Source organism: Streptomyces sp. NPDC047525 (genome assembly GCF_040643025.1).
In the GTDB taxonomy this organism is placed as follows: domain Bacteria; phylum Actinomycetota; class Actinomycetes; order Streptomycetales; family Streptomycetaceae; genus Streptomyces; species Streptomyces durmitorensis.
In genome coordinates this window covers 99,221-125,975 of the sequence record NZ_JBEYTL010000007.1, presented here as the reverse complement: position 1 = coordinate 125,975, position 26,755 = coordinate 99,221, and the positions used below count along the sequence as shown (strand labels likewise).

General features: G+C 69.9%; 22 protein-coding genes, 1 tRNA gene and 2 pseudogenes. 10 read left to right on the top strand and 15 right to left on the bottom strand.

What is annotated here, in order from left to right; genetic code table 11:
• Positions 1-225: 225 nt before the first annotated feature.
• Complete coding sequence (locus tag ABZ833_RS21530; protein WP_361048971.1) at positions 226-930, bottom strand: pentapeptide repeat-containing protein; 705 nt, start codon at positions 928-930, stop codon at positions 226-228.
• Positions 931-1,054: 124 nt separating this feature from the next.
• Here ABZ833_RS21530 and ABZ833_RS21525 point away from each other — a divergent pair, with 124 nt between their 5' ends.
• A complete protein-coding gene (locus ABZ833_RS21525; protein ID WP_361048969.1) occupies positions 1,055-2,236 on the top strand; it encodes an FAD-dependent oxidoreductase in 1,182 nt (393 codons plus the stop codon).
• 84 nt (positions 2,237-2,320) lie between these two features.
• A complete protein-coding gene (locus ABZ833_RS21520) occupies positions 2,321-3,334 on the top strand; it encodes a zinc-binding dehydrogenase (protein ID WP_361048967.1) in 1,014 nt (337 codons plus the stop codon).
• A 31-nt stretch (positions 3,335-3,365) separates the two neighbouring features.
• On the opposite strand, the gene ABZ833_RS21515 is transcribed toward ABZ833_RS21520, so the two are convergent.
• Together ABZ833_RS21515 and ABZ833_RS21510 are read right to left on the bottom strand one after the other, a co-directional pair.
• Positions 3,366-3,875: a GNAT family N-acetyltransferase gene (locus ABZ833_RS21515; protein WP_361048965.1), complete on the bottom strand. Its 510-nt coding sequence runs from the start codon at positions 3,873-3,875 to the stop codon at positions 3,366-3,368.
• A 43-nt stretch (positions 3,876-3,918) separates the two neighbouring features.
• Positions 3,919-4,854 (bottom strand): aminoglycoside phosphotransferase family protein, encoded by a 936-nt coding sequence (locus tag ABZ833_RS21510; protein ID WP_361048963.1) that lies wholly within the window; start codon positions 4,852-4,854, stop codon positions 3,919-3,921.
• On the opposite strand from ABZ833_RS21510, the gene ABZ833_RS21505 reads away from it, so the two are divergent.
• Positions 4,853-5,533: a rhomboid-like protein gene (locus ABZ833_RS21505; protein WP_361048961.1), complete on the top strand. Its 681-nt coding sequence runs from the start codon at positions 4,853-4,855 to the stop codon at positions 5,531-5,533. The genes ABZ833_RS21510 and ABZ833_RS21505 overlap by 2 nt on opposite strands.
• Here the strand turns inward: ABZ833_RS21505 and ABZ833_RS21500 are convergent.
• Complete coding sequence (locus tag ABZ833_RS21500; protein WP_361048959.1) at positions 5,511-6,278, bottom strand: thioredoxin domain-containing protein; 768 nt, start codon at positions 6,276-6,278, stop codon at positions 5,511-5,513. The genes ABZ833_RS21505 and ABZ833_RS21500 overlap by 23 nt on opposite strands.
• A 125-nt stretch (positions 6,279-6,403) precedes the next feature.
• Between ABZ833_RS21500 and ABZ833_RS21495 the strand changes: the two genes are divergently transcribed.
• The gene (locus tag ABZ833_RS21495; protein WP_361048957.1) at positions 6,404-7,798 is read left to right on the top strand and encodes an FAD-dependent oxidoreductase; all 1,395 of its coding nucleotides are present in this window, start codon (positions 6,404-6,406) and stop codon (positions 7,796-7,798) included.
• A 128-nt stretch (positions 7,799-7,926) separates the two neighbouring features.
• Positions 7,927-11,154 (top strand): Tat pathway signal protein, encoded by a 3,228-nt coding sequence (locus tag ABZ833_RS21490; protein ID WP_361048955.1) that lies wholly within the window; start codon positions 7,927-7,929, stop codon positions 11,152-11,154.
• Between the two features lie 72 nt (positions 11,155-11,226).
• Here ABZ833_RS21490 and ABZ833_RS21485 read toward each other — a convergent pair whose 3' ends face one another.
• Entirely contained in the window at positions 11,227-13,131 is a 1,905-nt protein-coding gene (locus ABZ833_RS21485) for a restriction endonuclease (RefSeq protein ID WP_361048953.1), read from the bottom strand.
• Positions 13,132-13,267: 136 nt separating this feature from the next.
• Positions 13,268-13,340 (bottom strand) — tRNA-Thr (locus ABZ833_RS21480).
• A gap of 182 nt (positions 13,341-13,522) precedes the next feature.
• Here ABZ833_RS21480 and ABZ833_RS21475 point away from each other — a divergent pair.
• The 4 genes from ABZ833_RS21475 to ABZ833_RS21460 all read left to right on the top strand — a co-directional run bounded on the left by ABZ833_RS21475 (position 13,523) and on the right by ABZ833_RS21460 (position 17,817).
• Positions 13,523-14,923 carry an RNA-guided endonuclease TnpB family protein gene (locus ABZ833_RS21475; RefSeq protein WP_361048951.1) on the top strand — a complete coding sequence of 467 codons (1,401 nt, stop codon included), beginning with the start codon at positions 13,523-13,525 and terminating at the stop codon, positions 14,921-14,923.
• A 346-nt stretch (positions 14,924-15,269) separates the two neighbouring features.
• On the top strand, positions 15,270-16,406 hold the full coding sequence (gene ugpC, locus ABZ833_RS21470) for a sn-glycerol-3-phosphate ABC transporter ATP-binding protein UgpC (protein ID WP_361048949.1): 1,137 nt from the start codon (positions 15,270-15,272) through the stop codon (positions 16,404-16,406).
• Positions 16,407-16,600: 194 nt separating this feature from the next.
• Complete coding sequence (locus ABZ833_RS21465) at positions 16,601-17,059, top strand: hypothetical protein (protein WP_361048947.1); 459 nt, start codon at positions 16,601-16,603, stop codon at positions 17,057-17,059.
• 26 nt (positions 17,060-17,085) lie between these two features.
• Positions 17,086-17,817: a nucleotidyltransferase family protein gene (locus tag ABZ833_RS21460; protein WP_249589168.1), complete on the top strand. Its 732-nt coding sequence runs from the start codon at positions 17,086-17,088 to the stop codon at positions 17,815-17,817.
• Positions 17,818-17,946: 129 nt separating this feature from the next.
• On the opposite strand, the gene ABZ833_RS21455 is transcribed toward ABZ833_RS21460, so the two are convergent.
• The 7 genes from ABZ833_RS21455 to ABZ833_RS21425 all read right to left on the bottom strand — a co-directional run bounded on the left by ABZ833_RS21455 (position 17,947) and on the right by ABZ833_RS21425 (position 24,837).
• Positions 17,947-19,584: a DoxX family protein gene (locus ABZ833_RS21455; RefSeq protein WP_361048945.1), complete on the bottom strand. Its 1,638-nt coding sequence runs from the start codon at positions 19,582-19,584 to the stop codon at positions 17,947-17,949.
• A 125-nt stretch (positions 19,585-19,709) separates the two neighbouring features.
• Positions 19,710-20,669, bottom strand: coding sequence for a 23S rRNA (guanosine(2251)-2'-O)-methyltransferase RlmB (gene rlmB, locus ABZ833_RS21450; RefSeq protein ID WP_361048943.1), 960 nt, complete (start codon positions 20,667-20,669; stop codon positions 19,710-19,712).
• Positions 20,670-20,793: 124 nt separating this feature from the next.
• Complete coding sequence (cysS, locus tag ABZ833_RS21445; RefSeq protein ID WP_249589165.1) at positions 20,794-22,194, bottom strand: cysteine--tRNA ligase; 1,401 nt, start codon at positions 22,192-22,194, stop codon at positions 20,794-20,796.
• Between the two features lie 89 nt (positions 22,195-22,283).
• Complete coding sequence (locus tag ABZ833_RS21440) at positions 22,284-22,688, bottom strand: PPOX class F420-dependent oxidoreductase (RefSeq protein ID WP_249589164.1); 405 nt, start codon at positions 22,686-22,688, stop codon at positions 22,284-22,286.
• Positions 22,689-22,808: 120 nt separating this feature from the next.
• The gene (gene ispF, locus ABZ833_RS21435; protein WP_361048940.1) at positions 22,809-23,312 is read right to left on the bottom strand and encodes a 2-C-methyl-D-erythritol 2,4-cyclodiphosphate synthase; all 504 of its coding nucleotides are present in this window, start codon (positions 23,310-23,312) and stop codon (positions 22,809-22,811) included.
• On the bottom strand, positions 23,302-24,039 hold the full coding sequence (gene ispD, locus ABZ833_RS21430; protein ID WP_361048938.1) for a 2-C-methyl-D-erythritol 4-phosphate cytidylyltransferase: 738 nt from the start codon (positions 24,037-24,039) through the stop codon (positions 23,302-23,304). Before ispD ends, ispF begins: the two co-directional genes overlap by 11 nt.
• Positions 24,040-24,354: 315 nt before the next feature.
• Positions 24,355-24,837, bottom strand: a complete 483-nt coding sequence (locus ABZ833_RS21425; RefSeq protein WP_003953493.1) for a CarD family transcriptional regulator — start codon at positions 24,835-24,837, stop codon at positions 24,355-24,357.
• A 673-nt stretch (positions 24,838-25,510) separates the two neighbouring features.
• Between ABZ833_RS21425 and ABZ833_RS21420 the strand changes: the two genes are divergently transcribed.
• Positions 25,511-26,245 carry a DUF461 domain-containing protein gene (locus ABZ833_RS21420; RefSeq protein ID WP_361048936.1) on the top strand — a complete coding sequence of 245 codons (735 nt, stop codon included), beginning with the start codon at positions 25,511-25,513 and terminating at the stop codon, positions 26,243-26,245.
• 120 nt (positions 26,246-26,365) lie between these two features.
• On the opposite strand, the pseudogene ABZ833_RS21415 reads toward ABZ833_RS21420, so the two are convergent.
• Together ABZ833_RS21415 and ABZ833_RS21410 are read right to left on the bottom strand one after the other, a co-directional pair.
• Positions 26,366-26,449, bottom strand: a pseudogene (locus ABZ833_RS21415) (DNA-binding response regulator); the annotation flags it as partial.
• A gap of 108 nt (positions 26,450-26,557) precedes the next feature.
• A pseudogene (locus ABZ833_RS21410) lies at positions 26,558-26,641 on the bottom strand (DNA-binding response regulator); the annotation flags it as partial.
• Positions 26,642-26,755: the final 114 nt, after the last annotated feature.

The following is a 26,755-nucleotide window of genomic DNA, read 5'->3' as shown; positions in this document are numbered from 1 at the left end:
GAGGACGGACATACCGGCACGGCCCCGCCCCCACAGACGGACAAGCACCGCAGCACGCACCACCCGCCTGCAGTCGGCCACACTCCCGAGGGGACGTGCCGCTATGTCCCCGCACCCCCAGACGGAATCGACCCACAGCCCACAGCCCGCAGCCCGCACGTACTCACCCACAGCCGGGAGCCCCACCCAAGACGGACCACCCCCGCAGCCCGCCAAAGCCGGACGCTAGTCCACCCGCACACCCACCTGCGCAGCAAACGCCGGCGCCAGATCCATGAGCTGCGCAGCACTGATCACCGACCCCGCCAAGCAGTCGATCCCCCGCAGAATGCCCACCTCCGCAGCCCCCCTCAGGTCGACATCCTTCATCCGGACCCCGCTGAAGTCCGCCCCCTTCAGCACGCAGCCCACGAACTCCACCCGCTCCAGCGACGCCTGCCCGAAGTCCGGCTCCACCAGCACGCACCCCTCGAAGACGACGTCCTTCAACCGCGCCTTCCGCAGGTTCAGATAGTCGATCTTCCCGCCCCGCACGACCACCCGCTCCAGCACACTCCCGTGCAGCTGAACTCCCCCCAGCCGCGCGTCCACCACCTCCACGTCCCGCAGCGAAGCCTCCACCAGCTCCGTGCCGACCCCCCGCAGCTCCGTCAGCACGGAGTCCACGAACCGCGCCCTGCTGAGCCGCGTCTCGGTCACCCCGCAGCCCGTCACCGCACAGTCCAGGAACAGCGCTCCCCCGCCGTCCTGCCCCGCGAGATCGAGGTCCCGGAACTCGACCCCGTCATAGTCCCCGTCAGGCTCCAACTCGCCCCCGCCGAGCCCGCCGAGCCCCAACTCCCCGAACCCCCGCAGCACGGGCAACCTCACCTCGGGCCGCCGAGCCTTCTTCACCCCTGCCGCGTCCTTCTGCCGATCCTTCTGTCCCATGCACCCATCGTGCACCCACCCACTGACAACGCCGTGGCACCCCGATGTCACATCCAGGGCACCCCCGTCCGTCGTACCGAGTGACCGCAACCGAAGCCACCCGACCACGACAGGAGCCCACCCCATGTCCAAGCCCGCCACCCCCCTGACCATCATCGGCGGCGGCTTCGCCGGCCTCACCGCGGCCATCACCGCCGCCGAAGCCGGCGCCCGGGTCACCCTCCACGAGTCCCACCACACCCTCGGCGGCCGAGCCCGCACCGCCGAAGGCGCGTACCGCACGAACGAAGGCCCGCACGCCCTCTACAACGGCGGCCCCCACTGGACCTGGCTCAAGCAGCGCGACCTCACCGGCCCCCTCGCCCCACTGCCGCCCATCGAAGGCACCCGCCTCCGCCTCCACCACCAGGGAAAGCTCCGCCGCACCCCACCCCTCGCGATGCTGAAGCTCCTGCGCCGCAAGCCCGAACAGGCCCCCGTGGAGCAGGACTTCATGACCTGGGCCACCGGCGAGGTCGGCGAGGAAGGCGCGCGCGCCGCCGCGCACTACATCGCCGTGGCGACGTTCCACCACGACCCCGGCTCCCTCTCCGCCAGGTTCGTGCACGAGCGCCTGCGCCGCGCCACGAAGCTGCCCCCGGAGGCGCACTACCCGCGCGGCGGCTGGGGCTCGGTCATCGACCGCATGGCGACACTCGCCTGGAACCTGGGCGTACGCGTGGAGACGCTGTCCCGCGTCGACACCCTCGCCTCGCTCCCCGCCCCGGGCCCCGTCGTCGTCGCCACATCCCTCCCCGCGGCCCGCCGCCTCCTCCAGGACGACACCCTCCAGTGGGACAGCGCCCGCACCACCCTCGTCGACGTGGCCCTCAACTCCCGCAAGGGCGACCCCTTCGCGATCTCGGACCTGGACAGGACCGGCTGGGTCGAACGGTTCACCACCCAGGACCGCACCCTCGCCCCGGCGGGACAGGAACTCATCCAGGGGCAGATCCCACTCGCCCCCGAGGAGTCCAAGGCGGACGGCGCGGCCCGCGCCGACCACCTCCTCGACCTCGGCTTCCCCGGCTGGCGCGACCGCCTGGTCTGGCGCCGCGACGCCGTGTCCAACGGCCGCACCGGCGCGGTGGACCTGCCGGGCACCACGTGGCGCGACCGCCCCGCGATCAACCGCGGCAACGACGTCTACCTGGCCGGCGACCAGGTGGCGGCCCCCGGCCTGCTCTCCGAGGTCTCCTTCAACAGCGCACTGGAGGCGGTGACGCTCGCACTGGCCCCCGCGGGGCTTGACCTCAAGTCCGCTTGAGGTACGAGGGTGACACCAAGAGCAAGCACCGCCCAACCCCCCACCACCCAAAGCCCCCCACCCAACGCCCAAGGAGCAAGCCCCATGCACGCCATCCGCCTGCACACCTTCGGCCCGGCCGAGCACCTCACGTACGAGGAGACCCCCGACCCGGTACCGGCCCCCGGCCAGGTCCGCATCGCGGTGACCGCGGCGGGCGTGCACCTCCTGGACACCGCGATCCGCGCCGGAATCAAGGGCCCGCTCCCCGAACTCCCCGAGCTGCCCACGATCCCGGGCCGCGAGGTGGCAGGCACCGTCGAGTCCCTCGGCGAGGGAGTCGACCCCGCCCTGCTCGGCAAGCGCGTGGTCGCCCACATCGGCTTCGCCCCCGGGGGCTACGCCGAGCTCGTCGTCACGGAGGCGTCCCGCCTGCACGAGATCCCCGAAGGCCTGGACGACGCACAGGCCGTGGCCCTGATCGGCACGGGCCGTACGACAATGGGGATCCTTCAGTTCGCCGAGCTGACCCCCGACTCCGTAGCCGTCATCCCGGCGGCGGCGGGCGGCATCGGCACGCTCCTGGTCCAGTACGCCAAGCACGCGGGCGCCACGGTCATCGGCCTGGCGGGCGGCCCGGAGAAGACGGACCGGGTCGCCGCGTACGGCGCGGACCTCGCCGTCGACTACAGGAACCCGGACTGGCCGAACGAGGCGCACGCGTTCCTGACGAAGATCGGCGTCCCCGGCGCGACCGTCGTCTTCGACGGAGTCGGCGGGGCATCCGGCCTGGCCGCCGTGGACCTCCTCGCCCCCGGCGGCACGCACCTCGTCTTCGGCTGGTCGGGCAAGGGCCCGCACGACGGCGAGCCCCTCACCCTCACAGACGAGCAGCTGGCCGCCCGCGGCATCACCCAACTCAACGTCCTGGGCCCGGTGATGATGCAGAAGGCGGGCGGCGACAACCCGGTCCGCACCCTGGAGCTCGCGGCGCTCGCCGAAGCGGCGAAGGGCCACTTCACCCCGGCGGTCCAGCGCTACCCCCTGTCGAAGGCGGCAACGGCCCACGCCGACCTGGAGAACCGCCGCACCACGGGCAAGGTGGTACTCATCCCCTGAGCCCCCTCACCTCCCGCGAGCCCCCTGAGGTTCAGGACCCCAGCTCGGCCAGCGCCCCGTCGGTCAGCCGATACACGGTCCACTCGTCCTGCGGCAGCGCACCGAGCGACCGGTAGAAGTTGATCGACGGCTCGTTCCAGTCGAGCACGGACCATTCGAGCCGCTCGTAACCCCGCTCCACACAGATCCGCGCGAGCTCGGTCAGCAGCGCCTTGCCGTGGCCGCCGCCGCGCGCCTCGGGCCGTACGTACAGGTCCTCCAGGTAGATCCCGTGCACCCCGCGCCACGTGGAGAAGTTCAGGAACCACAGCGAGAACCCGACGACCTCCCCCGAGCCCGACCCCGCACCCTCGTCCACCCCATCGTCCACCGCATCGTCCACCGCAATGTGCGCGAACGCGGCAGGCCGCTCCCCGAAGAGCGCTTCACGCAGCTGCTCCTCGGTGGCCCTTGCCTCGTCGAGGGCCTTCTCGTACTCCGCGAGGTCGCGGACCATGGCGTGGATCAGAGGGACGTCGTCAGGCGTGGCGCTACGAATCATGGCCGCAGGCTAACCAGACCGCCCGCCGGGGCCAACCTGCGTCTCACGCCCCGAGCAGCAGCCGCGCGACCTCCAGATCGTCCTCGTCCAGCGCCCGCCCGTCCTCGATCTCCCAGAGCGCGTTCTGCAGCACCCGCCCCAAGGTCCAGGCACGCGCCCGCTCCCTGTCAAGACCCAGCACCTCGGTCATCGCGTCGAACCGCCACAGCACATCGTCAGCGTCAAAGCGATTGTTGAGCGCGGGCCAGAGATCGAACCCGGGGTCCCCGGCCAGCGGCTTCGGGTCGATGGCGAGCCACGGCTCGCGCTCGGCCGCGAGGACGTTCTCGAAGTGCAGGTCCCAGTGCAGCAGCCGGTCACCGGGCTCCCCCATGACCTCGCGCACCGCACCCCCGCATCGCTCCACGAGCGCGCGCTCGGCCGGATCGGAGATCGCCTTCAGCGCCCCCGGCAGGTCCTCCAGCATCTCCCCCGCGATGTCCCCGAGCCGCCGCATCCCCTCCGGCGCGGGCACAGCGGTGAGCCGCGCGAGGAGCTCGGCGATGACCAGGACCGCCTTCCGCGTGTCTGCCCGCTCCCCCGCCACCGTCGACAACATCCGCCCGGAGTCCAGGCGTTCGAGCAGCATCGTGCCGGTGCCCTCGTCGTGGTCGAGGAGCCGCACGGCCCCGTCGCCGTCCCACACCCGGAGCCCGACGGGCTCCCCCTCGGTCTCCTCGTCGAGCAGCTGGAACTTGACCGCGGCGGGCGTGCCGTCCCGCCGTACCACGGGCAGCACGAGCGCGGCCATGCCGTGCATCGAGGGCCCGTCGACCGTCAGCTCCCACCGCTCCACGAACTCCGCCACGCGCGCGGGCAGCGCCGCGATGAAGGCACGGCCCGGCTCCCCCGCGTACGCGTACTGCGACTCGATAAGCCCGTCCGGAATACGAATGTCGATCACCCTCGCGACGCTACCGGCGTGGGTGAATCGCCGCATGGGGATTATTCGGGCCTGCGCCGGTGGCATTCGGGCCTGCGTCGGCGGCATTCGCTCCTACATCCGCAGCGCTCCCGGCACGTACATCTGGCTCGCGGTCCTCTTCGTCACGACGGTCGCCATGCACCACATGTCACCGGAGTTCGAGCAGGACTTCCTGCGGCAGCGCTCCACGAACATCCACGAACTGTCCACGAACCCCGTCCGCGTCCTGGTCTCCAGCGCGCTGTGGATCGACGGCGGCACCTGGCTCTCGTACGCCGTGCTCTACACCGTCTTCCACGCCACCGCCGAACGCTGGCTCGGCACGGCGCGCTGGCTCGCGGTGGCCGCGGCCGCGCACATCATGGCCACCCTCATCAGCGAGGGCCTCCTCGCGCTCGCGATCCACCACGGCGCAGCGCCGCCGTCCTCGGTCAACACCCTTGATGTGGGCGTCAGTTATGCCCTCGCGGGCGTGATCGCGGTCCTCACCTACTGGGTCCCCACACCCTGGAGATACGCGTATCTCCTGATCGTCATCGCCGTGTACGGCACTCCGCTGATCACCGGCAGGACCTTCACCGACCTGGGCCACTTCACCTCGGTCCTGATCGGCCTGGCCTGCTTCCCGCTGACCCGGAGCGCCGTACGCCCGGCACCGACGCGATGGGCGATCAGGAGATCCCGGAAGCCTTGAGCTCCTCGGCGAACGCGTCCTGGTCGAACAGCGAGTTGGCGTCCGCCTTCTTGCCGTCGATGACGACGGTCGGCGTGCCCTCCATGCCGTCGTCGGTGAAGGCCTGCATGGCCTCACCGACCCACTTCTTGTACGTCCCCTTCTGCACGGCCTTGTCGAACTCGGCGCCCCGAAGACCGTCCACCTTGTCGGCGATCTTCAGCAGGAAGGCGGGCGTGAAGGCGTCCTCGGTCTCGCTCACCGGCTGGTTGGCGAAGACCGCGGCGTGGAACTGCGGGAACTTGCCCGCCTCCACCGACGCCCGCAGCGCGTTCGCCGCGTTCACCGAGCCGCTGCCGCCGAGGTTCTTGTCGAGGAACGAGGCGAGCGTGTACTCGACCTTCACCTTGCCCTCGGCCACCGGCTTCACCAGGGCCTGCGCGCCGGACTCCTCGAACTTCTTGCAGATCGGGCAGCGCGCGTCCTCGTACAACTTGACCGTGTGCCCGGCCTGCGGGTCGCCGACCGTGATCACGCCGCCCTTCACCGTGGCGGGCGTCTTCGCGAGCACGTCGGTGCCGGCCGGCGGCTCCTTCGCCTCGGGCCCTGTGGCGGACGCGGACTCCGAGGCCGACGCCCCCTTGTCGTCGCCCCCGCCCGTGAGGTCCTCGGGCCCGCAGGCGGCTGCGCCCCCGGCGACGAGTGCGGTGGCGGCCACCGCGGCGACGATGCGCCCGGCCTTGCGTGCGGCCTTGCGTACGGCCATCTGAACAGTCCTCCATGATCTCGGCACGTGACGCTTCGACATCGCCACGCACCGGATCAACGTATCGGAATGCCCTCCCCTGTACCCCTCCCCAAAGCCCCCACCAGCGCAGTAACGTCCGGCTCATGAGCAGCACGATCAATGGCGGCATCTCGTACTGGTACGCGGACCACGGCACCCCGGCCCCCCGCGAACCCCTGCCGGGCGACGAGAGCGCCGACATCTGCATAGTCGGCGGCGGCTACACGGGCCTGTGGACCGCGTACTACCTGAAGAAGGCCGCCCCCTTCCTCCGCATCACCGTCCTGGAACAGAAGTTCTGCGGCTACGGAGCCTCCGGCCGCAACGGCGGCTGGCTCTACAACGGCATCGCGGGCCGCGACCGCTACGCCCGCCTGCACGGCAGGGACGCGGCGGTCCGCCTCCAGGAGGCGATGAACGACACGGTCGACGAGGTGATCCGCGCCGCCGCCGAGGAGCAGATCGAGGCGGACATCCACCACGGCGGCGTACTCGAAGTGGCATACACCCCGGCCCAGTTGGCACGCCTGAAAGCCTTCCACGAAACAGAACTGGCCTACGGCGAGAAGGACCGCACCCTGCACGGCGCCCGGGAGACGGCCGACCGGATCCGCGTCGCGGGCGCCGTCGGCTCCACCTGGACCCCGCACGGCGCGCGCCTGCACCCGGTGAAGCTGGTGAAGGGCCTGGCGGCGGCGGTCGAAGCACTGGGTGTGACGATCCACGAATCAACGCCCGTCACAGAGATCAAGCCGAAGCACGCCATCACCCCGTACGGCACGGTCCGCGCCCCGTACATCCTGCGCTGCACGGAGGGCTTCACAGCGTCCCTCAAGGGCCAGCGCCGCACCTGGCTCCCCATGAACTCCTCGATGATCGCAACGGAACCTCTCACCGACGCCCAATGGGAGTCGATCGGCTGGGAGGGCCGCGAGACGCTCGGCGACATGGCGCACGCGTACATGTACGCCCAGCGCACCGCCGACGGCCGCATCGCGCTGGGCGGCCGAGGCGTCCCGTACCGCTTCGGCTCAAGAACGGACAACGACGGCCGCACGCAACCGGCCACGATCGAGGCCCTCCACGAAATCCTGACCCGCTTCTTCCCCCAGCTGGCCGGAGTACAGGTGGCCCACGCCTGGTCAGGCGTGCTCGGCGTCCCCCGCGACTGGTGCGCCACGGTCACCCTGGACCGCGCGACGGGCCTCGGCTGGGCGGGCGGCTACGTCGGCTCGGGCGTGGCCACCGCCAACCTCGCCGCCCGCACCCTGCGCGACCTGGTCCAGCAGGACTCGGGCCAGGCGGGCACCACGGACCTCACCACCCTCCCCTGGGTCAACCACAAGGTCCGCAAGTGGGAGCCGGAGCCGTTCCGCTGGATCGGCGTCCAGGGCATGTACGCGACGTACCGCAACGCGGACCGCCACGAACTGACCACCCCGACCGCCAGGGCCCCCCGCCTGGCCCGCATCGCGGACCGCTTGTCGGGCCGCCACTGAGACCCGGCGACAGCTCCCCCGACCCGCACCTCGACCAGTAGCAATCGCAATCAGTAGCCCCTCCAGCACCAGTTGTCACACCGCTGTGCCACGATCACCCGATCATCCACACAGCCTGGGGGGGCTCCATGCCTGAACCACGTCCTTCCGCGAGACCCGCGGCGTCCGCCGCGCTCTTCCTCGCCCTGACCGCACTGCTGGCCCTGCTCGTACCGTCCGCACTCCCGGCGTCGGCCGCCCACGCCGCCGAGCCGGAGTGCGCACCGCTCGCCCTCGCCCCGTTCGGCGATCCGGGCACAGCGATCGGCAAGGCCACCGTCGCGCCCGACGCGACGACTTGCTACACGTTCACCACCACCGACACCGGCCTTCACCTGGTCTCGTTCGACGACTCAAGCAACGAAGCGCACACCGAGGTCTACAGCGGCGACGCACCCGTCGACTGCCACGACAGCGAGTACGGCGTCGACGGCTGGTGCGACCTCGCCGCGACGAGCACGTACACGCTGAAGATCACCAACAGCGGCTGGGAGGACGCCGCCACCGCGGTCACCGTCGTGCCGCTCGGCAGCAACCGCGGCTGCGCCCCGAAGACCGGCACCAACTGGGACCAGCCGACGCCGACGCGCACGTCCACCAGCCCCGTCGAGATCGGCTGCCAGCCCTTCGAGGCCGAGCCCGGCGACCGCATCCGGCTCACCCGCGGCACCAAGGCCTACGGCGAGTCCATCGCCTGGATCACCGACGCCACCGGCTCCCGGATCTGCCCCCGCTTCCCCGAGGACAACGAGGACAGCTGCGTCCTGCCCGGCAAGGGCCCCTACCGCGCCCTGTCCTCCGTCACGTACGCGGAGAAGGGCTTCCCTGCCGAGTACGCGGTCACGGCCCGCCGACTGAACGACCCCCAGGGCTGCCCGTCCTCCCCGGTCCGTCCCTACGGACCGCTGACCGCACAGGACTTCACCACCACGCCCTGCTTCACGGTTACCGCAGAGAAGGCGGGCAAGTACCGCTTCGACTCCGTCGGCAAGGACGGCGAGACCGGCCCGGTCCGCGTGCACGACCGCTCAGGCAAGACGGTCTGCCGCACCACCGAGCTGCCCTGCCAGGTGCCCGCCGCGGGCACCTACACCGCCTACCTCGACGGCTCGTCCCCCTTCCACGAGACCTCCCGCGGCCTGATCGTCCTCGACCGAGCCTCCGGCCAGGGCTGCGTGCAGAGCGAAATGGGCACCCGCAAGGGCGAGTTCAGCACGGCGGGACAGTACGACTGCCTGAACCTCCCCGCACCCAAGGACTCCCGGATCGCCGCGCTCACCGCGCCCGGCAGCTCCGGGGTCGACGCCGCGGTGGAGGTCGTCGACAGCACCGGCACCGAGCAGTGCGGCGCGGGGGAACTCGCCGCGGGCGACTGCGCGCTCACCGGCACCGCGCCCTACCGCGCCCTCGTGCACGCCGACGGCACCCCTCGCACCGGCCCGTACGCGGTCGCCGTCCACCGCACGGACGCGGCGAACGACTGCCCCGTCCTGCCCGCGGGCAGCTTCGCCGACGACGGCGCCAAGGCCGCCTTCTCCACCGGGGACGGCGTCTTCTCGCACTGCCTGACCATCCCGGCAGACGCCCACACCTCTGCCGAGGCCCTGCAACTCGTCGCCACCTCCGGTGACGTGCCCGCCAAGTTCTCCGTACTCGACTCCACCGGCAAGCGCGTCTGCGACCGCACCGCCACCACCAACGGCTGGACGCTCTGCACCCTGACGCCGGGCAAGGCCCACACCGTCCTGGTCACCGGCCGCGATCAGGCCGCCGACTACACCCTGACGCGGCGCGACGTGACGTCGACAGCGTCGGCAGCGGGCTGCGCGAAGACGGCGGCAGGCAAGGTGGGCGGCCCCTCCGTCAAGGGCACGTACGGCGCTCCCGGCTCCTTGCGCTGCCACCAGGTCACCACGTCCGCAGCCACCGATGTCGTGCACCTCGACGTGCGGGACGCACTGGGCACCGCCAACATCACCGTCCTCGGTGACGACGGCAAGAGCGAGTGCACCTCGCGCAACCGCGCCTGCGCGGCCACGGGAAGCACCAGCCACCAGATCCTCGTCCAGGTGCCGACCCACCTCAAGGCGGCGCCCGAGTACCGCCTCGACGCCCTGCGCATCGCCACGGCCGAGGGCCCCGCCGCCGAGTGCGCCAAGGTCACCTCGATCGCCTACGGGTACGGGCCGATCACCGGCACACTCGACGAGTCCCGCACCGCTGTGTGCGCGGTCCTGCCCACCTATTACGGCGATCACTTCGACGCCGAGATCACCGACACCGCCGGCGCCGACACGACGGCGGTCCCCGCGCTGTACAACAGCTCATGGACCAACGGCTGCACCCTGGCCGTTGGGGTGGGCTACCGCTGCGGCATCAACGAGTCGCCCTCGACTCCGCGCAAGCCCTCCGTGTTCGTTCTCGGCCTCCCGGAGAAGGCCTCCAGCACGTCGTACCGCGCCACGCTGAAGTGCTCGTCGGTGCGCTGCGGCGACGAAAGGGTCACCGTCACCGGTCTGACGCCCACGACGGCGCCCAGCGACACCAAGCCCACGCTCACGGTGACGGGCACCGCCCTCCCCGCGGACGCCACGGTCCGGCTGTCCCAGGCGGGCAAGGCCCTCACGGCGAAGACGGACTCGGTGTCGGCCGACTACCGCACACTGAAGGCGACCCTCGACCTGACAGGCGTCCCCGCGGGCACCTGGAACGTCAGCGTGCTCGCGGGCGGTTGGGAGTATCCGCAGGGCTCCTTCGCCGTAACCGAGACGCAACCGCGCAACACCACCGCTCCCAAGGTGAAGGGAACAGCCGCCGTCGGCTCCGAGCTCACCGCCGACCCCGGAAGCTGGACGGCTGCTCCGTCCTCGTACACCTACCAGTGGAAGGCGAACGGCGAGGCGATCGCCGATGCCACGGCCTCGACGTACAAGATCCCGGCAGCGCACCTGAACCAGAAGCTGGCTGTCACCGTCACCGCCCACAAGGCGGGCCACGAGGACGCCACCGCGACGTCGTCGACGGTCGTGGTCACCGAGGGCGCCGCACCCAAGGCGACGAAGAAGCCGACGATCAGCGGCACCGCCAAGGTCGGCAAGGTCCTCAAGGCGGCGAAGGGCACCTGGTCGCCCGCCCCGGGCTCGTACTCGTACCAGTGGTACGCGAACGGCACGAAGATCACCGGCGCGACCAAGTCCTCACTGACCCCGAAGTCCGCCCAGCGCGGCAAGAAGATCACGGTCAAGGTGACGGCACACCGCACCGGCCACCACGACGGAACGGCGACGAGCAAGGCGACCGGGACGGTCGTCTCCTAGCCAGGGGCGCCACACCCGCGCAAAGCACAAAGGCCCAGGCCACCTCTCCGGTGCCCTGGGCCCTCGCCCCCACTACTCAACGTCAACCCCGAACTCCCGGACGAGCGACTCCAACCCACCCGAGTAGCCCTTCCCGCCCACCACGAAATGCCAGTCCCCGCTCGCCCGCAGCCTGAACGAGCCCAGGACCAACGCGGTCTCACCAGGCCTTCCGTCCGACACCGGAATCTGATCCAACTCCCCACCCTCCGCGTCCCGCAGACGAATACCGGCTCGGGTAAAGCCACCAAGATCAGCGCTCGGATCCGCCGCGGGATCCACCGCGGCCACCAGCACCAGCCGGTCGGCCTCCTTCGGCAGGTCGTCAAACGCCACCCGGATCGCGGCCCGGTCCCCAGCGAATTCACCCAGCATCCGCACCGAGCCGTCCGGCGTCCGGTCATTGTTGAAGAAGACGAAGTGGCTGTCGCTGAGCACACGGCCCCCCACGCACACCAGCGCACACACATCCAAGGGCACACTTCCCGCCCATGACATGCCCACCACGTTGTACTCGCCACCCTCGACGTCCGGCTCTTCGGCGGCCCCCAGCTGCGGACCCGGCATCGCGGCCTCTCCGCCCAACCGACCGCGCAGCCCGCACCGATGCAACAAATCAACCAGCTCAGGCCCGGCCACCAGCGTCAAAGGTTTCCCATTGGCGAATGTATACGAACCAGGGCCGAATCCCGACGTCGTTACCAGCACCCCTTTGTTGGCGCCTGCCGCCTGAACCGTGCCGTACAGATCCCGCACAGCGCTCGGCGGAACCGTATTGCGATATCTCTTCACCTGAACAACGATCTTTCCGCCACTGATCGGATCCGGATCCACCGCGTCCACGTCCACGCCCCCGTCATGTGAGCGCTGTGTCGTGACCGCCTGCATGCCACGCGCCCGGAACAGATCAGCGACCAACCCCTCGAACTCCACCGGATCCATCACCAGCAAATCCGGCTCACCCTCAACCCCACGCGCCACCACACCCGAGCCCACCTGCTGGGGCAGCCTCTCAGGGCGCACGGCCGCCCGCTGCTCCGGCCGCACGGCCAACTGCCCGTGCAGCCCGTCAACGAGACAGTCCACCGGCCCCACCGACTCCAGCCGCAACCGGGCGAAAACCTCGGCCTCGACCATCACCGTGGCCAGGAAGATCTCCGCCCGCATCCCCGTGGCCAGATCAAAATCATCTACGAAGCCATTCAACGCGACCGAAGAAAGAAACTCATCGGCCGCGAAGAGATCGCGCAAAGCGAGCAACACACACTGCGCCAGCACACCTCTGTATAACGATCTCCGTTGCCCCATCGGCCTCGGGACTTCCCGCTGCTGATCCGAACCGACGAAATACCGAACCAATCGAGCTTCCGGCACCACGTCATACGACGGCAACTGCCAATTCAGAACCAGCTGCCGCACCACCGGATCAAAAGCCGCCACCACCTGACGCGGAAATCCATCAGGCCACACACGCGACGCGTACAGAGCAGCCGAAAAGTACTCCACAACCGTCGCCGGATCCCCTTCCCGCAACGCTGCGATCATCTCGACCACTCGCTCGTTGTGCGCACGCACCTCCCCAACCTGCGCAGCAACTCGCTCATCGCGCACTCGCCAGTCGACAGCCGGTTCCTCGCGCCTCAAACAAGCAGCGCTGAACGCCGAAGCCTGACACCCGTCGGCGAGGAACCCCGACAAGACCTCCACTCGGGAATCCAGCTCATCAGTCAGCCGCAGCGCCTCCGCCTCACGCCGCCGGCGATACTCGGCCTGGCGCCCACGCTGCATCCGCACCATGTCCCGATCACGCCCACGCAGCTCCCGCGCCTCATCGCGCTCCCGCTCCAACTCCAGCCGAAGCTGCGCTTCACGCTGACGCTGCTGCTGGCGCTGCGCCTCGACCCACTCCCCGATCAGGCCACTCGAACGACCGCTCATATCACTCGCTCCCCCTTGCACTTCCCCTGAAGGCAAGTGTCCTGGAGAGGGCAAGCGAGGGCCACTGGTCGGACAAGGGCACTCGAAGACATGAAGAAGCCCAGGCCACACCTGCTCTGACCTGGGCTTTTCGTTGAGCCGCCTGTCGGAATCGAACCGACGACCTGGAGCTTACAAGGCACCCGCTCTGCCAACTGAGCTAAGGCGGCACCACGCACAACAACGTCGTACGCGAAGGCTGCTCCACCTTACACAGAGCCTGATTCCTCAAGCCACGGAGTTGCCCAGCCACCCACCATCCGGATCCGTGCGTAACCACCCGTGCACCCGTTCGTTGAACGGACCGACGTGCTGTTCCGACTATCGGACTGCGGGACCCGGGGAGGGGTGCATGGGGGACGCGGCAGAGAAGCCCGAGGCGGTGACGGGCGCAGAGGCCAAGCGCGTCAAGCGCGAGGCGCTCGGCATCGCCGACCGCCGCAAGCACCACGCCCGCCCGGCATCTCCCATGAAGAGCCGCGCCAAGGAGCCCGGCACCCGGCAGCGCGTCTACCGGTTCCGCTGCTATCCGACCAAGGAACAGTCCACGCAGTTGGAGAAGACGTTCGGCGCCTGCCGTTGGGTCTACAACGAGGGTCTTGCTCTGCGTTCCGGGGCCTGGGAGCGGCACCGAGTGAACGTCGGCTTTGCGGAGACGTGTCGGGCGCTGACGGGTTGGCGGCGGGCCGAGGAGACGTCGTGGCTCCAGGAGGTGTCGTCGACCGTGCTTCAGCAGTCGTTGCGGCACCTGGATCAGGCGTACACGCGGTTCTTCAAGGGGTCGGCGAAGTATCCGAAGCGGAAGAGGAAGCGCCGGTCGCGGGATTCGGCGACGTACGTCCGGACGGGGTTCAGTTGGGTGGAGGATCCGGAGCGGCCGGGGACTGGTTCGGTCAAGTTGGCCAAGCAATCGTCACCTCTGGATGTGCGGTGGTCCCGTGCACTGCCTGCCCAGACGCTTCCGGTCCGGCTGTCGGTGACGCGGGACCGGGCGGGGCGGCACTTCCTCTCCGTGCTCGTGGAGGAGAAGATTCCGCCTCTGCCCGCGGTCTTCCTCACCGATTCGCGGGAGCCGAGAGCCGTCGGTCTGGATCTCGGGCTTGCGTCGCTCGTGACACTCGACGGCGGGACGAAGGTGGATCACCCGCGACTGCTGAAGCGGTACGCCGAGAAGCTGGCGCGGTTGCAACGCGAATTGCACCGAAAAGTGAGGGGTTCGAAGAACCGGGAGAAGGCCAGGCGGCAGATCGCCCGGCTCTACGCGCTCATCGACGACGCACGCAAAGACATGCTGGATCAGCTCACCACCCGCCTCGTGCGCGAGAACCAAGTGCTCGTGGTGGAGGACCTGTCCATCGTGACCCTGATGCGTCCGGCGCGCGGCAAGGGAAGACAGCGCAAGGCGAAGCTGAATCGGGCGATCCGCGATGCCGGGTGGGGCGAGTTGTTGCGGCAGCTGCGCTACAAGTGTGAGTGGTACGGCCGGACGCTGGTGGTGGTGGACCGTTTCTTCCCGTCCACCCGCCGCTGTTCGGCCTGTCATGCGAAGGGGCCAAAGCTCGACGCCTCTGTCCGGGAATGGACGTGCGCCGAGTGCGGTGCAACGCATGACAGGGACGTGAACGCGGCGGTCAACCTCCGGGACGAGGGGATGCGGTTGTACCGGCTGGTGGCTGCCGCGTTGCCGCCGGGCCGGAAGGCCCCGGCGGTGATCAAGGCGTCGGAGCTGGAGAAGTGTCTGCTGGCCGCGTAGGTGTGGCCGGTGGTACGGACCGACGGGCCGTCGGCCGGAATGCCTGTGGAGCTCATGTAAGACCGTGCGCGATGACGGGGTAGCCCGTGGTCGGTCGGCGGTGGGCCGTGAAGCAGGAAGCCTTGTGCTGAGGTCAGAAATCTGCTCTGCCCCCGCTCGAAGCGAAGCCAAAAGTGAGTTGCTCTGCGACCTTCGAGAATCTCCTCGAAGGTCGCGGGTGCAGGACTACTGACAGACCGGTCCCCCCCGGGGTACCGTCCGAGCAGTTCACTCAGGTGGACTACACCACTCCTCTCTTTACAACGGATCGTCCGGCACGTTCCTGCCGGTGAAGGGGGCCTTCACCATGGCCACTGTTTCGTTCGACAAGGCGACCCGCATCTACCCGGGTGGCGACAAGCCCGCCGTCGACCAGCTCGAGCTCGACGTAGCGGACGGCGAATTCCTCGTCCTCGTCGGTCCCTCCGGCTGCGGAAAGTCCACCTCCCTGCGCATGCTCGCGGGCCTGGAGGACGTGAACGCCGGCGCCATCCGCATCGGTGACCGCGACGTCACGCACCTGCCGCCCAAGGACCGGGACATCGCCATGGTGTTCCAGAACTACGCGCTCTACCCGCACATGACGGTCGCCGACAACATGGGCTTCGCCCTGAAGATCGCGGGCGTCAACAAGGCCGAGATCCGCCAGAAGGTCGAGGACGCGGCGAAGATCCTCGACCTCACGGACTACCTGGCCCGCAAGCCGAAGGCCCTCTCCGGCGGTCAGCGCCAGCGTGTCGCCATGGGCCGCGCCATCGTGCGTGAGCCCCAGGTGTTCCTCATGGACGAGCCGCTGTCGAACCTCGACGCCAAGCTGCGTGTCTCCACCCGTACGCAGATCGCCTCGCTGCAGCGCCGTCTCGGCATCACCACCGTGTACGTCACCCACGACCAGGTCGAGGCCATGACCATGGGCGACCGCGTGGCCGTCCTGAAGGACGGTCTGCTCCAGCAGGTCGACTCACCGCGCAACATGTACGACCGCCCGGCCAACCTCTTCGTCGCGGGCTTCATCGGCTCCCCCGCCATGAACCTCGTCGAGGTCCCGATCACCGACGGCGGCGTGAAGTTCGGCAACTCCGTCGTGCCGGTCAACCGCGAGGCGCTGTCCGCCGCGGCCGACAAGGGCGACCGCACGGTCACGGTCGGCGTCCGTCCGGAGCACTTCGACATCGTCGAGCAGGACGGCTCCACCGCCAAGTCCCTCTCCAAGGAGACCGAGGACGCCCCGGCGGGCCTCGCCGTCTCCGTGAACGTCGTCGAGGAGCTCGGCGCCGACGGCTACGTCTACGGCTCCGCCGAGGTCGGCGGCGAGCACAAGGACCTCGTGGTCCGCGTGAACGGCCGCAAGGTCCCGGAGAAGGGCACGCAGCTGCACGTCGTGCCCCGTCCGGGCGAGATCCACGTGTTCTCGACGTCGACGGGCGAGCGCCTCACCGACTGACCCCGCACCATACGCAGGGCCCCGCACTTCGGTGCGGGGCCCTGCGCGTTCGCCCATGTTGTCGACAAATACCCCGGCAGACCGGTCATTTCGCCAGGTGCCCGTCAACACCGCTCCAGAGAAACCTCATTCTCCGTCGCTCGACCGAGTGACGTAATGTCGCCAAATCATCACCGACCGCTACGCTCACTCGCGTGACGCACTCCGCCAACTACACCCAGAAGCCGCGCCGAGCCCACCGAGGCCCCGCCCGACGCATCGGCCGCACGCTCGCCCTCGTCCTGCCCGTGATGCTGGTGCTCTCCGGGACCCTCGCGGTCACCAGCGTCAACTGGTCCGGGAACTCGTCGGATTCGATGCTCACCGCATCCGCCGACAACCTCTCCGTACCGGCCAAGTCCCGCGCGCCGCAGGACGTCCTGCGCGACCGGCTGCTCCTGGAGCTCCAGGACAGGAACCCGGGCGTCGCGCTCACCCACCTCCAGCAGGAGGTGAACCGCCACCCGTCGCTCGCCCGGCACTGCGTCTCCATCGCCCGTGCCCTTGGCCGCGCCGCAGTCCAGAAGTACGGCCCGAGCCGTGCCCAGTCGTACTCGCGCCCGGTCTGCGACACGTCCTTCGCGACGGGCGTCGCCGCCCACCAGAACGGCTGACCGGGCCGGGACGTAGGGTTTCCGGCATGACCGGCGACCCTCACGCTCACAGACCCACGCAGGCCGTCATCCTGGCCGGAGGCCAAGGTTCGCGCCTCCGGCCGTACACCGACGACCGGCCCAAGCCGATGGTCGAGATCCCTGGCACAGGGACCCCGATCATCGGCCATCAGCTTTCCTGGCTGGCCGCCGAAGGCGTGACCGACGCGGTCGTCTCGTGCGGCCATCTCGCCGAAGTGCTCCAGGAGTGGCTGGAGTCGGCGGATCTCCCCCTGAACGTCACCACGGTCGTCGAGACCGAACCCCTGGGCCGCGGCGGCGGCCTCAAGTACGCCGCCCGTCACCTCCCGCACGCGGACCGCCCCTGGTACGCGACGAACGGCGACATCTGGACCCGCTTCTCGCTGCGCGACATGGCGGCCTTCCACGCCGAGCGCGACGCCACCGCGACCCTCGCCCTGGCCCGCCCCCGCATCCCGTGGGGCGCCGTCGAGACGGACGCGTTCGGCCACATCACGGACTTCATCGAGTCCCCGCCGTCCCCGTACCTGATCAACGCGGGCGTGTACGTCTTCTCCGCCTCCTTCACCGGGCTCCTGCCGGACCGCGGCGACCACGAGCGCACCACGTTCCCGCGCCTCGCCCGCGAGAAGAGCCTGGCGGGCTTCCCGCTGCCGCAGGGCGCGTACTGGCGGGCCATCGACACGGCCAAGGACCTGACGGAAGCGGCCAAGGAGCTCGCGGCACAGACCGGTTGAGGGTTTCTCCCCCGCTTACCTAGTTGCTCCCCGCTCACCGGGTTTCTTCCCCGCGTACGCCGACGGGGCCCCGCACAGTGTCTGTGCGGGGCCCCGTCGGCGTACTGCCGGTCACGCGCCTGCTCGGCCTCAGCCGCCGCCGAGCAGCCCGCCCACGAGCCGCTCGTTGCCGCCGCCGCCCGTGCTGCCGCCGCTCGCGCCGCCCTCGGGCGCACCGCCGCTGCCGCCGCTGGACGTGGGTCCTGCGGTGGCCGACGACGGGGGCTGCTGGGGCGACGACTGCTGGGGCGGGGCCTGTCCCGTGGTGCCCTGCGTCTGGCTCGGCTGACCCTGCCCGGCGCCCGCGCCCGCGGTCTCGCGCGCCGCGCCCGGCGTGGTCGCGGCGCCTGCGCCCTGCGTAGGGCTCGCGGAGCTGCCCTGCGTCGGCGCCCCCGACCCGGAGGCCGTGGGGCTCTGCGACTGGCCCTGGCGCTGCTGCTGCTTCTTCCCGGGCTCCCCCGGAAGCGGCGAGCCCGGCAGTTCGTTGCGCGGGGCCTCGCCGGGACCCGGCACGGTCACGCGGTCGGCATCGCGCACCGCGCTGCCCAGCATCGAACCGATGAGGAGCGTGAGCCCCACGACGATCGAGCCGATGAGCGCGCCGCGCCGCAGCACACGGCGCCGCAGTTCCCAGATGTCCACGCGCGGCCCGAGCGTGCGCCAGGCCTCGCCCGCGAGACGTCCGTCGACGGAGTAGACGGGTGCGCCCGCGATGATCAGCGGCGACCATGCGGCCAGATAGATGATGTCCGGCGCGTCGTAGGCGGGGACGGTCTTCCAGCTGACGGTGACGATGAGCGCGGCGGACAGGAGCACGCCGATGCTGGCCGCGACCCGCTGCCAGAGCCCGAGCACCGTGAGCACGCCCACGATGATCTGGAGGAAGGCGATGCAGAGCCCCGCACCCACCGGGTGCGAGAGCGCGAAGTCCCGCAGCGGCTCGGCGAGCGCCCAGGGGTGCAGCGAGTTGAGCCACTTGACCATGGAGCCGCGGTCGCCGCCGTCGAAGTACACGGGGTCGCAGAGCTTGCCCATGCCGGCGTAGATGGAGATGAACCCGAGGAAGACGCGCAGCGGGAGCAGCACGACGCCGAGGTTCATGCGGCGACCGGGGTAATAGGCGTGCCGCACGGGATCGGCCCCATGCCGCCTGACGACCTGGCGCCCGTCGTCGTCGCCGTCGTCGAACTCGTCGTCCTCGTAGGGGAGCCGCTCGTCGAGGTCGCTCTGAGACATCGGCATGCGCGGGATCAGCCGGGTCTCGGGATCGGGGTGCCGAGGCCCGATGACGGCAGGCGTGGCCTGCGTGCTCTCGAGTTCGTCCTCGTCGATGCGGGGGATGACCTGCGTGGCACCTCCGTCGTCGTAGGAGGAGCCGCCGGCTTCGGCCGAATGGCGCACGCCGGTGCCGCGCACCGCCTGAAGGAGTCCGGTGGCTCCGGGGTCACCCGGCTCGGACTTCCCGCTCCAGACGACGGGCGAGCGGCGCCGTGCGGCGGAGCCGACTGCGGGGATGCGCACGGTGTCGTCGGCAGTGCTCAAGTGCCGTGCGATACGCGGGGATTGGGTCCGCTGCGCGGTGGGGAGCTGCACGCGGAAGCTCGCGTGATTCACGATGACCTGCGCCGGGTCGCTCGGCACCTTCACCATGCTCAGCGCGGGAGCTTCGTCGAACCCTGACGAGCTTCCCCCCGTGGGATTGCGGGGCGTTCTGGTGTCCACACTCATCTAACCGAGTGATGTGTGTTTAGGACACTGCCTTGACCGCGCGGAAATGTCCGGACCGCGTCAAGATCTCCCACGAACGCCCGCCGGCCCGCGAAATACGGGCCGACGGGCGTCCGGGGTGCGGACTAACTCCGGCGCCGGGACGCCTCGTAGAGCACGACTCCCGCCGCCACACCGGCGTTCAGGGACTCCGTGCCGCCCGGCATGGGGATGCGCACGCGGTAGTCGCAGGTCTCGCCGACGAGCCGCGAGAGGCCCTTGCCCTCACTGCCGATGACGATGACGACGGGACCGGACAGCGCCTCGAGGTCGCCGACCTCGTGGTCGCCGTCCGCGGCGAGCCCGACGATCGCGAGCCCGGCCTTCTTGTAGGCCTCCAGGACGCGGGTCAGGTTCGTCGCGCGCGCCACGGGCGTACGCGCCGCGGCACCGGCGGCCGTCTTCCAGGCACCGGCGGTCATGCCGGCGGCACGCCGCTCGGGGACGACCACGCCGTGACCGCCGAAGGCGGAGGCGGAACGCACCACGGCGCCCAGGTTCCGCGGGTCCGTCACGCCGTCGAGGGCGACGATCAGCGGGTCCTCGCCCTGGTCGTACGCGGCGGCCGCGAGCTCCTCGGGGTGCGCGTACTCGTACGGCGGCACCTGGAGCACGAGCCCCTGGTGGTTGAGGCCGTTCGTCATGCGGTCCAGCTCGGGGCGCGGGGCCTCCATGAGGTGGATGCCGCCGCGCTCACCGGCGAGCTGCAGCGCCTCGCGCACGCGCTCGTCGTTGTCGATGAACTGCTGGACGTAGAGCGTCGAGGCCGGCACGCCCTCGCGCAGCGCCTCGACGACGGAGTTGCGCCCCACGACCATCTCGGACGTGCCCTTGCCGCGGCCCTTCACGGCACTGGGACGCCGGCCGCCGCCGGGGCCACCGGAGGCCTTCTTGGCCACGGCGCTGGCGATGCGGTTCTTCTTGTGTCCCTTGCGCGCCTCGGCGGGCGGCGTCGGGCCCTTGCCCTCAAGGCCGCGGCGTCGATTTCCGCCGCTGCCGACCTGCGCGCCCTTCTTGCCGGACATGCGGCGGTTGTTAGCGGCCATGACCTACCTGTCTCTGTGATGCGTGTGGCTGCCCGCATGCTGCGCGGCGGCCCACTGCGTGACTGCGTACGTATATGAAGTGTGCCGCCCGGGTCGCCGGGCGGCACATCGCGAGGTCAGACGCTCAGCGCGGGCCGAGAGTCCACCGCGGTCCGTTCGGGCCGTCCTCGATGACGAGACCGGACTGGTTGAGCTGATCGCGGATGGCGTCGGCGGTGGCCCAGTCCTTGCGGCCGCGCGCCGCCTCCCGCTGCTGGAGCACGAGGCGTACGAGGGTGTCGACGACCCCGTGGAGGTCTTCCCCGCGGTCGCCCTCACCGGCCCAGTGCGGGTCGAGCGGGTCGAGGCCGAGCACGCCGAGCATGGCACGCACCTCGGCGAGCCGCTCGACCGCGGCTTCCTTGTCGTCGGCGGCCAGGGCTGAATTGCCCTGCCGGACCGTCGTGTGGACGATGGCCAGCGCCTGCGGGACGCCCAGGTCGTCGTCCATCGCGTCGGCGAAGGCGGGCGGCACCTGGGCGGCGGGCTCGACGGTGCCCCCGGCCTTCTCGACCACGCGCTGCACGAAGCCCTCGATCCGCGCGAACGCGGACTCGGCCTCGCGCAGGGCCTCCTCGCTGTACTCGATCATCGAGCGGTAGTGCGGGGTGCCCAGGTAGTAGCGCAGGACGATCGGGCGCCACTTCTTGACCATCTCGGACACGAGGACCGAGTTGCCGAGCGACTTGGACATCTTCTCGCCGCTCATGGTGACCCAGCCGTTGTGCACCCAGTACCGCGCGAACGCGTCGCCGAAGGCCTTGGCCTGCGCGATCTCGTTCTCGTGGTGCGGGAAGATCAGGTCGATGCCGCCGCCGTGGATGTCGAATTCACGGCCGAGGTACTTGTGGGCCATCGCCGAGCACTCCAGGTGCCAGCCCGGACGGCCGCGGCCCCAGGGGGTCTCCCAGCTGGGCTCCCCCTCCTTGGCGGTCTTCCACATGGCGAAGTCACGCGGGTCGCGCTTGCCGGTCTCGCCCTCGCCCGACGGCTGGAGGAGGTTGTCCAGCTCCTGGTTGGACAGCTCCAGATAGCCGGGGAAGGACTTCACGTCGAAGTAGACGTTGCCGTCCGACTCGTACGCGTGGCCGCGCTCGATCAGGCCGCGCATCATCTCGACCATCTCGGTGATGTGGCCGGTGGCGCGCGGTTCGTACGTGGGCGGCAGGCAGCCGAGGACGTCGTAGCCGTCGTTGAAGGCCCGCTCGTTCTCGTACCCGATCGACCACCACGGGCGGCCCTGCTCGGCCGACTTCCGGATGATCTTGTCGTCGATGTCCGTGACGTTGCGGATGAAGGTGACGTCATAGCCGCGGTGGGCGAACCACCGGCGCATGATGTCGAAGTTGAGGCCCGACCGGATGTGCCCGATGTGCGGGGCCGCCTGCACCGTCGCGCCACACAGGTAGATCGAGACACAACCGTCGATGAGCGGGCTGAAGTCTCGGATCTGCCGGGCGCTGGTGTCGTACAGGCGAATCGTCACCACTCCAGGGTAGTGGTCCAAGGACAGTGCCCTGCGACCTCCTGGGTCAACAGGGCACGGAACTGTGACATGCGCGGGGCGGGAAGCCCTCAGAGGCGGCCGACGACCTTGCGCGGAGTGACGCGGACGACGACGCGGGGGTCGTCGTTCACGGAGGACGGATTGAACTCCACGTACTTCAGGCCGGTGTACTTCAGGGCCAGCTCGTCGATGAGCTCCTGCCCGCCCTCGGTGGTCATCGTCGCCTCGCCGCGGATCTCGGCGTACGTGTACGGCGAGTCGAAGGGCTGGAGCAGCACCGTCACGCGCGGATCGCGGCGCAGGTTCTTCTCCTTGCGGCGGCCGAGGGTGGTGGAGAAGAGCAGGTCGTCCCCGTCGCGCTTCACCCAGACCGGTGAGACCTGAGGGCTGCCGTCGGGCTGGATCGTGGCGACGGAGATGAAGACGGGGGTGTCGAGAAGGGCCTTGAGCTTGTCGGACAGTTCGGCGGCCATGGCGGGTGCCTCTCTCCTGCGTCGATGGATGCCGTGCGGCTGTGCGGGGCGTGCTTTCCCGATACTGCTCCAACACACCCCGCCGCAGCGGCATTTCATCCTCGCCGGTACGTACCCCGGTCAGTCCGTCCGCACGACCAGTGCCGTCGCGATCGCGGCCAGGCCCTCGGCGCGGCCGGTGAGGCCGAGGCCGTCCGTCGTCGTGCCGGACACGGCGACCGGGGCGCCCGCGGCGGCGCTCAACGTCTTCTGCGCCTCGTCGCGCCGCTTGCCGACCTTGGGGCGTACGCCGATGACCTGGACGGCGATGTTGCCGATCTCGAAGCCTTCGGCGCGCACGATCCTGGCCGCCTCGGCGAGCAGCGTCACACCGGACGCGCCGGACCACTCGGGCCTGCTGGTGCCGAAGTGCGCGCCGAGGTCGCCGATGCCGGCCGCGGAGAACAGGGCGTCGCAGGCGGCGTGCGCGGCGACGTCACCGTCCGAGTGCCCGGCGAGGCCCGCGCTCTCGCCCTCCCAGAGGAGCCCGGCACACCACAGCTCGCGCCCCTCCTCGAAGGCGTGCACGTCGGTGCCGATGCCGACCTGCGGCAGGGGGAGACGGGCCGGGGTCTCAGAAGCCATCGTTGGCCCTCCTGCGGGCGAGCACGGCCTCGGCCAGGACGAGGTCGAGGGGCCGCGTCACCTTGAAGGCCTCTTCGTGGCCGGGCACGACGACGACCTGGAGGCCCAGCTGCTCGACCATGCTGGCGTCGTCCGTGACGTTCTCGGTGACCGTCGCGTGGGCGCGCACGAGGGTGTCGCGGTCGAAGCCCTGCGGGGTCTGCACGGCGCGCAGGCGGGCCCGCTCGGGCGTGGCCACCACGGGCTCGGGCGCGCCCGGCTGTGTGGGGTCCCCCGGCTCGACCTGCTTGACGGTGTCGGCGAGCGGCAGCGCGGGGACGACGGCCGGTGCGCCCTCGCGTACGGCCTCGATGACGCCGTCGACGGTGTCCACGGGCACGAGCGGGCGGGCCGCGTCGTGCACCAGGACGACGCCGATGCCCTCGGGCAGGGCGTCGAGGCCGAGCTTCACGGACTCCTGGCGGGTTTCACCGCCGGGGACCACCATGAAGTCGGTGCGCTCGGGCAGTGCGTGGTCGGCCAGGAGTGACTTGACCTCGGCCGTGTCCTCCGGTGGGGCCACGACGACGACGAGCGACACGGCGCGGGACGCGGCCATGGCCCGTACGGCGTGGATGAGCATGGGCGTGCCGTTCAGCGCGCGGAGCGCCTTGGGGGCGCCCGGGCCGAGCCGTACGCCGCGTCCGGCGGCGGGGATCACGACCGCGGTGCGGGATTCCTCAGACATCGCTTCCGTTCAGGTTTGTGGGCTCGGGCGAGGTGGGTATGGCCTCAGCGAGCCGGGCGCGAACGCCTTGACCGGACCCTTCCGTGACATCTGGTCGAGTCAGCTGCCCGAGCCCGGCTCGCACACCGAGCAGAACCGAATACGTGACGTGGTACTGGGTAGTACGAGGCACGAATTCAAAGACAAAGAAACAGGGACTGCGCCTGGGCATGAAGTCTGGGTACGAACATGCCGCAGCGCCCGGCGACACCATTGAGGGTCAGCGGGCACCGCGGCATTCATGGCGCCAAGACGTATGCGTATGTCAGGACGCGATCAGGACGCGAGGACCTCGTCAAGCAGGGCCTCGGCCTTGTCCTCGTTCGTGTTCTCCGCGAGGGCGAGCTCACTCACCAGGATCTGGCGAGCCTTGGCGAGCATGCGCTTCTCACCCGCGGACAGTCCGCGCTCACGCTCACGACGCCACAGGTCACGCACGACTTCCGCGACCTTGATGACATCGCCCGATGCGAGCTTCTCGAGATTTGCCTTGTAGCGACGGGACCAGTTCGTGGGCTCTTCGGCGTACGGCGCGCGCAGTACTTCGAAGACCCGGTCGAGCCCGTCCTGACCGACCACATCACGTACGCCGACGAACTCCGCATTGTCCGCAGGCACACGTACCGTCAGGTCGCCCTGGGCGACCTTCAGCACCAAGTAGGTCTTGTCCACGCCTTTGATCTGGCGAGTCTCAATGGCCTCGATCAGCGCGGCCCCGTGATGGGGATAGACCACGGTGTCGCCAACCTTGAACGTCATGTGACAGGTACCCCTTCCGTGGCTATCCATCCTAACACGAGAACCGCCTCTTCTGAATGGCGTTTTCGCAGGTCAGGGCATATCTCGGGGCTTGACAACAGCAACAGGAACGTGCTGCGCAGGGCTTCCGGAGCGAGGTATTCGCAGGTGGGAGCGGCTCTTCGGGGAAGCGGAAACGCGCCCGTCACACGCCCTCCGAGAGCGCTCCACGAGGCTGAACGTCCCGGTTTGCCAGGTTCCAAGCGGTGAACTTCCGCTACTCCGTTCGGCGATCGGAGACACGTGCCGGGTCGGCGTTCGACATGAATCCGGAATTGATCAAGCACCCCGCGGTGATCAATTTCCGGGACTTCCCCGGACTTCCCCGGACCGCCATGCATTCCTTACCGGAAATCCGCAGGACGGGCCGCGGCGACCCTTGACGGCGCTTATGTGAATGGTGAACGAGAGGCCAATGGCGTCAGGGTGACGGAAGTGGCTTGTGCGGGGGGAACGGAAGCGGCTGTGCGGTGGGACTGGAGTGCCACGAGAGAGGCTCGCGGGCCGTAGGGGCGGGTCGGGTGCGGTGGCGCGGGAACGGCTCGGTAACCTAAGCCCGCTGACACACACTTAGGACGGCTTTACGGCCGCCCGCCCCTCCCGTACCGCCCTCGTTCAAGGAGTTGCCGCCGCCGTGAGCCGCAGCCTTCGACGTGGCGCCATCGCCGCCACCGCCATCGCGTTCTCGCTCGCGTCGCTCGCCGCGTGCGGCGCCGGTAACAACGCTCAGACGCACGAGATCAAGCCGGACAACGCCGCGACCGCCGTCGGCGACATCAAGATCCAGAACGCCATGGTGATCACCCAGCCCGACCTGAAGTCGACGGGTCCCGCCGTGGTCGCCGCCACGATCTTCAACAACGGCAGCACCGATCAGACCCTGGACGAGATCAAGGTCATCGGCACCGGCAAGACGGCCAAGATCACGCCGGCCAAGGACGACAAGGCCTCCAAGCGCGGCGGTCCGCTGACCATCCCCGCCGGTGGCTCCGTCATCATCGGCGGCAAGGACAACGCGTCGGCCGTCCTGCCCAGCAGCCGCGAGGCCGTCAAGGACGGCAACGCGCAGCCGGTCACCTTCGCCTTCAGCAAGACCGGCGACGTGAAGATGGAGACCTTCGTCGTGCCGGCGGAGAGCTACTTCAAGAAGTGGGGCCCGACCGAGGTTCCCGAGGCCCCGGACGCGAAGCCGTCGACGAAGCCCTCGGGCTCCGCGAGCGGTGAGCCCACCGAGGGCGCGTCCGGCGGCGCCAACCCTTCGGGGCAGCCGTCCGGACAGCCGTCGGGCAGCGCGTCCGGTGCGGCGAACACGGACCCGTCCGGCGCCGCGTCGCACGATGCGGCCGCGGGTGCCGGTTCCGGGCACTGATCGACGTACGTACAAGCGAGAGGGCGGGAACCCGGTGCCGGGTTCCCGCCCTCTCGTGTGTCCGCGTGCGCCCGTCTACTGAGGGGCCGTCTACTGAGGGGCCGTCTACCGAGGGGCCGTCTACGGCTCGAACTTGTAGCCCAGGCCCCGCACCGTCACCAGATAGCGCGGCGCGCCCGGGTCCGGTTCGGACCTCTTCTTGACGCACCCCTCACACCGCTTCGCGGGCTTCGGAGTGCTGCGCCGGACTCCGTCCGCCGGGTGGGAGCACCCCGTAACACGCTGATTCAGGGCGCTCCACCCATCTGCGGTTTACGGCTCGAACTTGTAGCCCAGACCCCGCACCGTCACCAGGTAGCGCGGCGCCCCCGGGTCCGGTTCGAGCCTCTTCTTGACGCACCCCTCGCACCGCTTCGCGGGCTTCGGAGTGCTGCGCCGGACTCCGTCCGCCGGGTGGGAGCACCCCGTAACACGCTGATTCAGGGCGCTCCACCCATCTGCGGTTTACGT